Genomic DNA, 12,330 nt, shown 5'->3' with positions numbered 1-12,330 from the left:
GAGTCGTAGCGGTCAAAAATCAAAAAAGTTTTGACTAGCACAGCATATCGCTTTAAACCTTTCACAAATGCGACATAGATTTGCGACAGTTCGTCGTCAAATTTGTGAGCCTCTGTGTCGGTGTGTACAATGACCTCCCTTTTGCCCCCGCAAAGCTGGCGTACGTTCGGCGCGGATGGCAAGTGGTTGAATTGAAAAGAAATTTGCCTCGAAAAGAGGCAGCCTGGTGAGAAAGTGTCTATGAAAGCAGGTCTGTACCAACCAGATGAATTCAAGGATAACTGTGGTTTCGGCCTGATAGCCCATATGCAGGGCGAACCCAGTCATACCCTTTTGCAAACGGCCATCGAGGCCCTGACCTGCATGACCCACCGCGGTGGGATCAACGCCGACGGCAAGACCGGTGACGGTTGCGGTCTGCTGATTCAAAAACCGGATGTGTTCCTGCGAGCCATCGCCCAGGAAACCTTCGGCGTCGAACTGCCCAAGCAATACGCTGTGGGCATGGTCTTCTTTAACCAGGACCCGGTCAAAGCCGAAGCCGCTCGCGAGAACATGAACCGCGAGATCCTGGCCGCCGGTCTGCAACTGGTCGGCTGGCGCAAAGTGCCAATCGACACCAGCGTCCTCGGCCGCCTGGCCCTGGAGCGTTTGCCGCAGATCGAACAAGTGTTCATCGGCGGTGAGGGCCTGAGCGATCAGGACATGGCGATCAAGCTGTTCAGCTCCCGTCGTCGCTCGTCCGTGGCCAACGCCGCCGACGCCGATCACTACATCTGCAGTTTTTCGCACAAGACCATCATTTATAAAGGCCTGATGATGCCGGCGGATCTCACCGCCTTCTATCCAGACCTGAGCGACCAGCGCCTGCAAACCGCGATCTGCGTGTTCCACCAGCGCTTTTCCACCAACACCCTGCCCAAATGGCCGCTGGCTCAACCGTTCCGCTTCCTGGCGCACAACGGCGAGATCAACACCATCACCGGCAACCGCAACTGGGCCGTGGCCCGTCGCACCAAGTTTGCCAACGACCTGATGCCTGATCTCGAAGAACTCGGCCCGCTGGTCAACCGTGTGGGTTCCGACTCCTCCAGCATGGACAACATGCTCGAGCTGATGGTCACCGGTGGTATCGACCTGTTCCGTGGCGTGCGGATGATCATTCCGCCTGCGTGGCAGAACGTCGAGACCATGGACCCGGATCTGCGTGCATTCTACGAATACAACTCGATGCACATGGAGCCGTGGGACGGCCCGGCGGGCGTGGTAATGACCGATGGTCGCTACGCGGTGTGCCTGCTCGACCGTAACGGCCTGCGTCCGGCGCGTTGGGTTACCACCAAGAACGGCTTCATTACCCTGGCCTCGGAAATCGGCGTCTGGAACTACCAGCCTGAAGATGTGATCGCCAAGGGCCGTGTGGGCCCGGGCCAGATCTTTGCCGTGGACACCGAAACCGGTCAGATCCTCGACACCGACGCCATCGACAACCGCTTGAAATCGCGTCATCCGTACAAGCAATGGCTGCGCAAGAATGCCCTGCGCATCCAGGCGACCATGGAAGACAACGACCACGGTTCGGCTTTCTACGACGTCGATCAGCTCAAGCAGTACATGAAGATGTACCAGGTCACTTTCGAAGAACGTGATCAGGTGCTGCGTCCGCTCGGCGAGCAAGGCTACGAAGCCGTCGGTTCGATGGGCGACGATACGCCGATGGCCGTGCTGTCCCAGCGCGTGCGCACGCCGTACGACTATTTCCGCCAGCAGTTCGCGCAGGTCACCAACCCGCCGATCGACCCGCTGCGTGAAGCCATCGTCATGTCGCTGGAGATCTGCCTCGGTGCCGAGCGCAACATCTTCCAGGAGTCGCCGGACCACGCTTCGCGCGTGATCCTCAGCTCGCCGGTCATTTCCCCGGCCAAGTGGCGCTCGCTGATGAACCTCGATCGTCCGGGCTTCGAACGCCAGATCATCGACCTTAACTACGACGAAAGCGTCGGCCTCGAAGCGGCCATCCGCAACGTCGCCGATCAGGCGGAAGAAGCCGTACGCTCCGGTCGCACCCAAGTGGTGCTGACTGACCGTCACATCGGCCCGGGCAAATTGCCGATCCACGCTTCCCTGGCCACTGGCGCCGTCCACCACCGCCTGACCGAAAAGGGCCTGCGTTGCGACTCCAACATCCTCGTGGAAACTGCCACCGCTCGCGACCCGCATCACTTCGCGGTGCTGATCGGTTTCGGCGCCTCGGCGGTCTATCCGTTCCTGGCCTACGAAGTGTTGGGCGACCTGATCCGCACCGGTGAAGTGTTGGGCGACCTCTACGAGGTGTTCAAGAATTACCGCAAAGGCATCACCAAAGGTCTGCTGAAGATCCTGTCGAAGATGGGCATTTCGACCATCACCTCGTACCGCGGTGCGCAGCTGTTCGAAGCTATCGGCCTGTCCGAAGAAGTCTGCGAGCTGAGCTTCCGTGGTGTGCCGAGCCGCATCAAGGGTGCGCGTTTTGTCGACATCGAAGCCGAGCAGAAAGCCCTTGCGGCCGAAGCCTGGAGCCCGCGCAAGCCGATCCAGCAGGGCGGTCTGCTGAAATTCGTCCACGGTGGCGAGTATCACGCCTACAACCCGGACGTGGTCAACACCCTGCAAGCCGCTGTGCAGCAGGGCGACTACAGCAAGTTCAAGGAATACACGGCACTGGTCGACAACCGTCCGGTGTCGATGATCCGCGACCTGTTCAAGGTAAAAACCCTCGACACCGCGCTGGACATCAGCGAGATCGAGCCGCTGGAATCGGTGCTCAAGCGCTTTGACTCCGCGGGTATCTCCCTGGGCGCGCTGTCGCCGGAAGCTCACGAAGCCCTGGCCGAAGCCATGAACCGCCTTGGCGCGCGTTCGAACTCCGGCGAAGGCGGCGAAGACCCGGCGCGCTACGGCACCATCAAGAGCTCGAAAATCAAGCAGGTCGCGACTGGCCGCTTCGGGGTGACACCGGAGTACCTGGTCAACGCAGAAGTGCTGCAGATCAAAGTCGCTCAGGGCGCCAAGCCCGGCGAAGGGGGTCAACTGCCAGGCGGCAAGGTCAACGGTCTGATCGCCAAGCTGCGTTACGCAGTGCCGGGCGTGACCCTGATTTCGCCGCCGCCGCACCACGACATCTATTCGATCGAAGACTTGTCGCAGCTGATTTTCGACCTGAAACAAGTCAACCCGAAGGCGCTGGTCTCGGTGAAGCTGGTAGCAGAAGCAGGCGTCGGCACCATCGCCGCCGGTGTGGCCAAGGCCTATGCGGACTTGATCACCATCTCCGGCTACGACGGCGGCACCGGCGCATCGCCGCTGACCTCGATCAAATACGCAGGCGCTCCGTGGGAACTCGGCCTGGCCGAAACCCACCAGACCCTGCGCGGCAACGATCTGCGCGGCAAAGTCCGGGTACAGACCGACGGTGGCCTGAAAACCGGCCTCGACGTGATCAAGGCAGCCATCCTCGGCGCTGAAAGCTTCGGCTTCGGCACTGCGCCAATGATCGCCCTGGGCTGCAAATACCTGCGTATTTGCCACCTGAACAACTGCGCCACTGGCGTCGCGACTCAAAACGAGAAGCTGCGCAAGGATCACTACATCGGCACCGTCGACATGGTGGTGAATTTCTTCACCTACGTCGCCGAAGAAACCCGTGAGTGGCTGGCCAAGCTGGGCGTGCGCTCCCTCGAAGAGCTGATCGGTCGTACCGATTTGCTGGAAATCCTCGAAGGCCAGACCGCCAAGCAGAACCACCTGGACTTGACCCCGTTGCTCGGCAGCGATCACATCCCGGCAGACAAGCCGCAGTTCTGCCAGGTTGAGCGCAACCCGCCTTTCGACAAGGGCTTGCTGGCCGAGAAAATGGTCGGCATGGCCACCTCGGCGATCAACGACATGAGCGGAGCCGACTTCGCCCTGGATATCTGCAACTGCGACCGTTCGATCGGTGCGCGGATCTCCGGTGAAATCGCACGCAAGCACGGCAACCAAGGCATGGCGAACGCGCCGATCACCTTCCGCTTCAACGGGACGGCCGGTCAGAGCTTCGGTGTGTGGAACGCTGGCGGCCTGCACATGTACCTGGAAGGCGACGCCAACGACTACGTCGGCAAGGGCATGACCGGCGGCAAGCTGGTCATCGTTCCGCCGAAGGGCAGCATCTACAAGACTCAGGACAGTGCGATCATCGGCAACACCTGTCTGTACGGCGCCACCGGTGGCAAGCTGTTTGCCGCTGGCACTGCGGGCGAGCGTTTCGCGGTGCGTAACTCCGGTGCTCACACCGTGGTGGAAGGCACAGGCGATCACTGCTGCGAGTACATGACCGGTGGTTTCGTCTGCGTTCTGGGCAAGACCGGTTACAACTTTGGCTCAGGCATGACCGGCGGTTTCGCCTACGTGCTCGACCAGGACAACAGCTTCGTTGACCGGGTCAACCACGAACTGGTGGAAATCCAGCGGATCAGCGGCGAAGCGATGGAAGCCTATCGCAGCCACCTGCAACGCGTGCTGGACGAATACGTCGCGGAAACCGACAGCGAATGGGGGCGTAACCTCGCTGAAAACCTCGATGACTATCTGCGTCGTTTCTGGCTGGTCAAGCCCAAGGCTGCCAACCTGAAATCGTTGCTTTCCAGCACCCGTGCCAATCCGCAGTGATATGCGCCTGAAGAGTTTGATGAGGTTTTAACAATGGCTGAACGTCTGAATAACGACTTCCAGTTCATCGATGTCGGGCGCAAAGATCCGAAGAAGAAACTGTTGCGTCAACGCAAGAAAGAGTTCGTGGAGATCTACGAACCCTTCAAACCCCAGCATTCGGCCGATCAGGCCCACCGCTGCCTGGGTTGCGGTAACCCGTATTGCGAATGGAAGTGCCCGGTGCACAACTTCATTCCGAACTGGCTGAAGCTGGTGGCCGAGGGCAACATCCTTCAGGCCGCCGAGCTGTCGCACCAGACCAACACCCTGCCGGAAGTGTGCGGCCGGGTGTGCCCGCAGGATCGTCTGTGCGAGGGTGCCTGCACCCTTAACGACGGCTTCGGCGCGGTGACCATCGGTTCGGTGGAGAAGTACATCACCGATACCGCGTTCGCCATGGGCTGGCGTCCGGACATGTCCAAGGTCAAGCCGACCGGCAAACGTGTCGCGATCATCGGCGCAGGCCCGGCGGGCCTGGGTTGTGCCGACGTGCTGGTGCGCGGCGGTGTGACCCCGGTGGTGTTCGACAAGAACCCGGAAATCGGTGGTCTGCTGACCTTCGGCATCCCCGAGTTCAAGCTGGAAAAGACCGTGCTGAGCAATCGCCGCGAAGTCTTCACCGGCATGGGCATCGAGTTCCGCCTGAACACCGAAGTGGGCAAGGACGTGACCGTCGAGCAACTGCTCGAAGAATACGATGCCGTGTTCATGGGCATGGGCACCTACACCTACATGAAAGGCGGCTTTGCCGGTGAGGACCTGCCGGGCGTGCATGACGCGCTCGACTTCCTGATTGCCAACGTCAACCGCAACCTGGGCTTTGAAAAGTCGCCGGAAGATTTCGTCGACATGAAGGGCAAAAGAGTTGTCGTGTTGGGCGGTGGTGACACGGCGATGGACTGCAACCGGACGTCGATCCGCCAGGGTGCCAAGTCGGTGACCTGTGCTTATCGTCGCGACGAAGCGAACATGCCGGGCTCGCGCAAAGAGGTGAAGAACGCCAAGGAAGAAGGGGTGAAATTCCTCTACAACCGCCAGCCGATCGCCATCGTGGGTGAGGATCGTGTCGAAGGCGTGAAAGTGGTCGAGACCCGTCTCGGCGAACCGGACGCGCGCGGCCGTCGCAGCCCCGAGCCAATCCCGGGTTCCGAAGAGATCATCCCGGCCGACGCCGTGGTCATCGCTTTCGGTTTCCGTCCAAGCCCGGCGTCGTGGTTCGAACAGCACAGCATCCAGACTGACAGCCAGGGCCGTGTAGTGGCTCCGGAACAAGGTCAATACAAGCACCAGACCAGCAACCCGAAAATCTTCGCCGGTGGCGATATGGTTCGCGGTTCCGACCTGGTGGTGACGGCGATCTTCGAAGGCCGCAATGCCGCCGAAGGGATCCTGGATTACCTGGGCGTCTGATCACTTTCTAAAACTGGAATGCGATCAAAATGTGGGAGCGGGCTTGCTCGCGAAGGCGGTGTAACAGTCAATATTAATGTTGCCTGACACACCGCTTTCGCGAGCAAGCCCGCTCCCACATTGGTTTTTCGGTGTTGCGAAAACTGCGATTCCACCGCGACAAATTGACCCGATAGACAAAAGGCTGACCTGCAACCGTGCCTTTTCCCTCGCGCTCTGAGAAAATGCCCGCACTTTTTTTGCGGATGCCGACATGACTGCCCTGAAGAACGACCGTTTCCTTCGCGCCCTGCTCAAGCAACCTGTAGACGTCACGCCTGTCTGGATGATGCGTCAGGCCGGTCGCTACCTGCCGGAATACCGCGCCAGCCGTGCCAAGGCCGGTGATTTCATGAGCCTGTGCATGAACCCGGAGTTCGCTTGCGAAGTCACCATGCAGCCGCTCGACCGCTATCCACAACTGGACGCGGCGATCCTGTTCTCCGACATCCTGACCATCCCCGATGCCATGGGCCAGGGCCTGTACTTCGAAACCGGTGAAGGTCCGCGCTTCAAGAAAGTCGTCAGCACCCTGGCTGACATCGAGGCCTTGCCGATCCCTGATCCGCACAAGGACCTCGGTTATGTCATGGACGCCGTCAGCACCATCCGCCGCGAACTGAACGGCCGTGTACCGCTGATCGGCTTCTCCGGCAGCCCATGGACCCTGGCCACCTACATGGTCGAAGGCGGTTCGTCGAAAGACTTCCGCAAGACCAAGGCCATGCTTTACGACAACCCGCAAGCCATGCACCTGCTGCTGGACAAGCTCGCGCAGTCGGTCACCAGCTACCTCAACGGCCAGATCATGGCTGGCGCGCAAGCGGTGCAGATCTTCGACACCTGGGGCGGCAACCTTTCGGCGGCGGCGTACCAGGAGTTCTCCCTGGCCTACATGCGCAAGATCGTCAGCGGCCTGATCCGTGAACACGACGGGCGCAAGGTGCCAGTCATCCTGTTCACCAAGAACGGTGGCCTGTGGCTTGAAAGCATTGCCGATGCAGGCGCTGATGCGTTGGGCCTGGACTGGACTTGCGACATCGGCAATGCCCGTGATCGCGTTGGCGACAAAGTCGCGCTGCAAGGCAACATGGACCCGACCGTTCTGTACGCCAAGCCTGAGGCGATCCGCAGCGAGGTCGGGCGGATTCTCGCCAGCTACGGCAAAGGTAGCGGCCACGTGTTCAACCTCGGCCATGGCATCACGCCGGAAGTTGATCCGGAACACGCTGGCGCATTCCTGCGCGCAGTGCACGACCTGTCGGCGCAGTACCACGAATAATTTGCTTTTTCTGAAGTATCGAAGCCTGTCCGGGTTGCTCCGGTCAGGCTTTTTTTGTGCGGTTTGAAATGCCCCTTGTACCAGAAGCTTCAATTTGTAGGAGTCGCTTACATGCATCGTCTGAACGATGAACGCAGTGACTTTTCCTAATGTGTTTGCGGATTAGTCCTACATAGAAATTTCCCGCATCCCCGTAATGTTTCAGCCCCTTGCTCAGTGCGTCGACAAGCGCACCTACTTCGATAAGCGGTCTGGAATACATCATGAAAGTAAACTTCGAAAAAAGAAGCGTCCTCACTGCCGGCGCTTCTTCAATGATTCTGTTATCGGCAATGCTGGCCTCCCAAACTGTTTCAGCGCACGGCTACCTCGAAGTGCCGCCATCGCGGGCACTGCTGTGCCAAAAAGGCGCGAACACCAACTGTGGTGGCGCGCAATATGAACCACAAAGCGTGGGCGAAACCTTCAAGGGTTTTCCGGCGGGCTTCGGCGGTGCTCCACTGCAAGGGCCGGTTGACGGCAAGATTGCCAGCGGCGGCCACTCGCTGTTCTCCGCATTGGACGCCCAGGCTGCCAATCGTTGGACCCTGAACGAAATCAAAGACCGCAATGTTGATTTCCAATGGCGCTACACCGCTGTGCACCCTGCAACCAAACACGAGTATTTCATTACCCGTAACGGATGGAATCCGAACGAGGCGTTGACCCGCGCCACATTCGAAAGCACGCCGTTCTGCGCCATCGACGGTGGCAACCAGAAGCCGGGAAATAGCGACAAACACAACTGCACCATCCCGGACGACAAGAACGGCCATCATGTGATCCTGGCGATCTGGACTGTGGGTGACACCGACGCGGCGTTCTACAACCCTACTGATGTAAACATCCTCGCAGAAGCGGCCCTGCCAGGTGGCTGGTCTTCCGTGGGTGGCATCGCACCGTCAACTGCCTTGCTGGTGGGTGACAAGGTCAAGGCTCGTGCGTTCTCGGCCGAGGGCGAGAAGCCTGAATACAGCGTCGAAATCAGCATCGACAACGCCGAACAAGGCGTGCCGAACAACTGGTCGTTCAAGCTGGCGGAAAAAATCAATGCGACCCACACCCTGGTACGCGCTGGTGTCCGTGATGAACAGGGCAACATCGAACCGGTGAAAGGCAATAACAGCCTCTACGCGCAGAAGGACAGCGGTGTTAGCCGTTATGAAGTGCAGCTGGACATGAAGGACGATGCGGCGGCACGCCTGTCGATCTCCTCACTGCAACCTGAGTTTGTGCTGGACAAAGGCCTGGCCAAAGTCGAGTTCAACGTCCTGACCAACCGCAAGATGGACCTCGTCGCGACCCTGTTCGATCAGAACAACAAGCAAGTGGGCACCACATCGATTCAGGCGGATAGCGGTCCTGCATGGCTCTCGATGGATGTTCGCAGCAACCCTGGTGCACATACCCTGACCCTGGTCGGCACCACGCTGGACGGTCGCACAACCCGTCAGGACACCCAGCTCACCACCATGACCGGTGAGGGCGCAGGCGTCGAACATGACTTCGTCTTCCCTGAAGGCATCAGCGAATACACCGACGGCACCAAGGTCTTGCAGCCCAAGACCAATGAAGTCTTCCAGTGCAAGCCGTTCCCCGAGTCCGGTTACTGCAAGCAGTACAGCCCGAGCGCCAACGGTTTTGAACCGGCTATCGGTGCTCACTGGCACATGGCCTGGGACAAACTCTAAACACCCTTCGTAGTACTTCAGGCGATCGCTGTTCGGTCGCCTGAAGGTTCATTTCACAATTGAAAGTGAGTCGAAGATGTCGGTTTCGGGTTACTCCAGACTGCGCGTATGGCTGCACTGGCTGTCGGCGGCGGTGATTTTATGGACTCTGGTATCGGGTTTTTATGTAGCCAATATCCAGGTGCCTGCGGGCATCAAGGAATCGATCGCTTTCCTCAATGTTTCCCTGACCACAGTGTTCATACCGATCTTCGTATGGCGTCTGGTACTCGTTGTTTATCACGCCGGTTGTTCGCGAGTGAGGTTCCCCTCTTTCCCCGACGCTCTGGCGATGTTTGCCCACGCGTTGATTTACCTGGCCACGGGCACTGTGCTGGTGACCGGGGTGTTGATGATGGACCGACCAATTAATGTATTCGGGGTGTTCGAGATTGCGCAGGTGCTGAGTGATCCTCAAAGGATCGCGCAGTTCTTCACGCTGCACATCGCGGCGTGCATCGCACTGTCGATCCTGGTCGGATTGCATATCGGTGCAGTGATATTTCATGAGCTGTGTAACCGACCTGTGCTGCGACGCATGTCTTTTTGCAGCAAACGTCGAAATGAGCAATTCGAGTGAGCCTGCGATGAAATTCCTGGCCGAACGTTTTGCTGGGCTGTCAGGCATTGTCGGCAAGGCTTTGCTGCTGGTCATGCCGCTGACCTATGGGGCAGTCCTGATGTGGCAGGAGTGGAGTTTTCGCCAAAGCATCGCGTTGATGCCGCTCCCTGCTCCAGCGCAAAAAACGACGCCTGCCCGTGAAACGCTGGACGCCACGGCCGTGGCCACCGTGCTGGGTTTCACCGCTGCCACGACACTGCAGGCCAGTGCTGAACCTTTGACCCTGCAGGCCAGCTTTGTAAATGCCAGCGGTTTGTCCAGGGCGCTGCTGGCCGACTCCCAAGGCTCGCGTATCTACCAGGTAGGCGACCGCTTGCCGGGTGGCAGCGTATTGCGGCGGGTTGAGCCTGGTCAGGTGGTGCTGTGGAACAAAGGGCGCGAGGAACTACTGACGTTGCAGTCCTCTGCTGCGCGTTTCCTGCGTCCGTTCGAGTTGCAGGAGGCACCCCACGCTACGCCTGCGCGTTTTCTACGCCCGATTTCCGGGCCGTCAGAGTGATGAATCCGATGAACAGCTTCACCGGCGCGCAGGCCTTGCGCGCCATGTTTTTTCTGGCAGTCCTGGTCGCGACGAGCCTTCCTGGAGTGCTGCATGCCGAGGGCGAAAAATGGCAGCTGGCGATGAACAATGCCGAGCTGCGCGATATCGTCGAAGAGATATCGGGCATCCTCGGCACTACGGTAGTGCTGGACCCACGGGTGACCGGGCGCATCACCGTGATGTCCCGACAGGCGCTGGATCGCGAAGGTGTTCGGCGGTTGTTCTATTCGGTGCTCGACGCGCACAACTTCACCGTGATCGACGAAGGTGACCGGATCCTGATTACCCCGGTGACTGACGCCAAAACCCGGGCCGGGCAGACCACGGCACAGACGCCGACGTCGTCGCAGTTCGTCACCCGGGTCCTCGAACTGAATACCAGCAGTGCTGCCGACATTGCCGGGTTGGTCCGACCGCTGGTGTCGGCCAATGGTTATGTCGGCCCTTCGGTATCGGCCAATGCCTTGGTGATCACCGACACGGCCGCTAACGTGCAGCGTGTCACCAAGGTCGTGCGTGATCTGGACGCCGGGCTGAATCACCAGCATGCCATGGTGCTGCTGCGCCACACGCAGGCCGCCGATGTGGCGCAGGTGATCGAAGCAACCTTGGGCAAGCGCAATGCCGATACGACTATTCAGGTGCTGGCGGATACCCGTACCAATCGCCTGATCTTTATCGGCCCCGCAGCAGTGCGCAAACGCCTGGTCGAACTGGCCAGCAGCCTCGACACGCCCACCACCGCGACACTCGATAATGCCAGGGTGATCCGCTTGCGCTACAGCGATGCCCAGCAATTGTCCGAGGTCCTGGAAGCCCTGGGCCAGGGCCGCAAGCCGGTAACTGCGGTGGGTGGCGCGCGCGAGCCCGCCGCCGGTCCCACCTTCATGATCAAGGCCGATACCAGCCAGAATGCGCTGGTACTGGTGGGCGAGCCTGCGCAGATTCGGACCATCGAGAACATCGTGCGGCAGTTGGACCAGCCCCGCGCGCAGGTGTTGATCCATGCTGCGATCGTCGAGATCTCCGGGGACATCGCCGAGGCCGTGGGCGTCCAATGGGGGATCCGCACCGGCGACGCAAAGGGCTTTCTCAACTTTCCCGGCACTGACATCCCGATTATTGGCGGGCTGACCTTTGACGAAACCAAATCGGCACCCGAAGGCGCCATCCTGCAGCTGGGCAGTGACCGCTTCGGCGCCCTGATCTCAGCCCTGGCCAGCAGCACCCGCAGCAACCTGCTGTCGACGCCGAGCCTGCTCACGCTGGACAACCAGGAGGCTGAAATAATCGTTGGCCAGAACGTGCCATTCAAGACCGGGTCCTACGCGACCAACAGTAATGGCGCGGATAATCCGTTCACCACGGTCGAGCGCAAGGACGTGGGCATCAGCCTGAAGATCAAGCCCTACATCAACGAGGGTTCGACTCTGCGCCTGGAGGTGGAACAAGAGGTATCGGACATTGCCCCGACCCTGTCGGGCGTTGACTCCTCGGACCTGATCACCAACAAACGAGCACTCAAGAGCACCATCCTGGCCGACGATGGCGAAATTATCGTGATCGGCGGGCTGATCAGGGACAGCGTTCGCACCCAGCAGAGCGGTGTGCCCCTGCTACGGGACATTCCTTACCTCGGAGCGCTGTTTCGCTGGAAACGCGACACCCAGACCAAAAGCAACCTGATGGTGTTTCTGCGCCCGACCATCGTGCGCAGCAAGGAAGATCTGTCCGAGGTCAGCGAGCAGCGCTACAACGCGCTGCGTGACCTGAGCAAGCCAGGGGCGCGCGGCAACAACTCGCTGTTGCTGCCGGCGGATGCACGCCAACTGTTCGAACCCACAGGCGATGCACCAGTGTTCGATTTGCGGCAATCAGCGCCGGTGAAACCGTGAACGAGCAGTCATTGCCGTTCGGTTTCGCCCGGCGCTTTGGT

Annotated in this window: 7 protein-coding genes; all 7 read left to right on the top strand. The window is 59.8% G+C overall.

What is annotated here, in order from left to right; all coding sequences use genetic code 11:
- The first annotated feature begins 240 nt into the window (after positions 1 to 240).
- The 7 genes from gltB to gspD all read left to right on the top strand — a co-directional run bounded on the left by gltB (position 241) and on the right by gspD (position 12,289).
- Positions 241 to 4,689, top strand: coding sequence for a glutamate synthase large subunit (gene gltB, locus ACYZTK_RS13405; protein ID WP_462010342.1), 4,449 nt, complete (start codon positions 241 to 243; stop codon positions 4,687 to 4,689).
- A gap of 33 nt (positions 4,690 to 4,722) precedes the next feature.
- Positions 4,723 to 6,141: an FAD-dependent oxidoreductase gene (locus ACYZTK_RS13400; RefSeq protein WP_462010341.1), complete on the top strand. Its 1,419-nt coding sequence runs from the start codon at positions 4,723 to 4,725 to the stop codon at positions 6,139 to 6,141.
- 253 nt (positions 6,142 to 6,394) lie between these two features.
- Positions 6,395 to 7,462 carry a uroporphyrinogen decarboxylase gene (gene hemE / locus ACYZTK_RS13395; RefSeq protein ID WP_462010340.1) on the top strand — a complete coding sequence of 356 codons (1,068 nt, stop codon included), beginning with the start codon at positions 6,395 to 6,397 and terminating at the stop codon, positions 7,460 to 7,462.
- 263 nt (positions 7,463 to 7,725) lie between these two features.
- Complete coding sequence (gene gbpA, locus ACYZTK_RS13390; RefSeq protein WP_462010339.1) at positions 7,726 to 9,192, top strand: N-acetylglucosamine-binding protein GbpA; 1,467 nt, start codon at positions 7,726 to 7,728, stop codon at positions 9,190 to 9,192.
- Between the two features lie 76 nt (positions 9,193 to 9,268).
- Positions 9,269 to 9,811: a cytochrome b gene (locus ACYZTK_RS13385; RefSeq protein WP_462010338.1), complete on the top strand. Its 543-nt coding sequence runs from the start codon at positions 9,269 to 9,271 to the stop codon at positions 9,809 to 9,811.
- Positions 9,795 to 10,352: a type II secretion system protein N gene (locus tag ACYZTK_RS13380; RefSeq protein WP_462010337.1), complete on the top strand. Its 558-nt coding sequence runs from the start codon at positions 9,795 to 9,797 to the stop codon at positions 10,350 to 10,352. The genes ACYZTK_RS13385 and ACYZTK_RS13380 overlap by 17 nt, the downstream gene beginning before the upstream one ends.
- Positions 10,353 to 10,360: 8 nt before the next feature.
- Entirely contained in the window at positions 10,361 to 12,289 is a 1,929-nt protein-coding gene (gene gspD / locus ACYZTK_RS13375; RefSeq protein ID WP_462010336.1) for a type II secretion system secretin GspD, read from the top strand.
- The last annotated feature ends 41 nt before the right edge of the window (positions 12,290 to 12,330 follow it).

Source organism: Pseudomonas sp. LB3P31 (assembly GCF_054897945.1).
Note: the sequence above shows the minus strand (reverse complement) of the source record. Positions and strands in the feature narration are given on the sequence as shown.

Bases quoted from the DNA above. Each gene is read 5' to 3' on its own strand.
- gltB (WP_462010342.1), top strand. From the start codon at position 241: ATGAAAGCAGGTCTGTACCAACCAGATGAATTCAAGGATAACTGTGGT.
- hemE (WP_462010340.1), top strand. From the start codon at position 6,395: ATGACTGCCCTGAAGAACGACCGTTTCCTTCGCGCCCTGCTCAAGCAA.
- ACYZTK_RS13385 (WP_462010338.1), top strand. From the start codon at position 9,269: ATGTCGGTTTCGGGTTACTCCAGACTGCGCGTATGGCTGCACTGGCTG.
- ACYZTK_RS13380 (WP_462010337.1), top strand. From the start codon at position 9,795: ATGAGCAATTCGAGTGAGCCTGCGATGAAATTCCTGGCCGAACGTTTT.
- ACYZTK_RS13400 (WP_462010341.1), top strand. From the start codon at position 4,723: ATGGCTGAACGTCTGAATAACGACTTCCAGTTCATCGATGTCGGGCGC.
- gspD (WP_462010336.1), top strand. From the start codon at position 10,361: ATGAACAGCTTCACCGGCGCGCAGGCCTTGCGCGCCATGTTTTTTCTG.
- gbpA (WP_462010339.1), top strand. From the start codon at position 7,726: ATGAAAGTAAACTTCGAAAAAAGAAGCGTCCTCACTGCCGGCGCTTCT.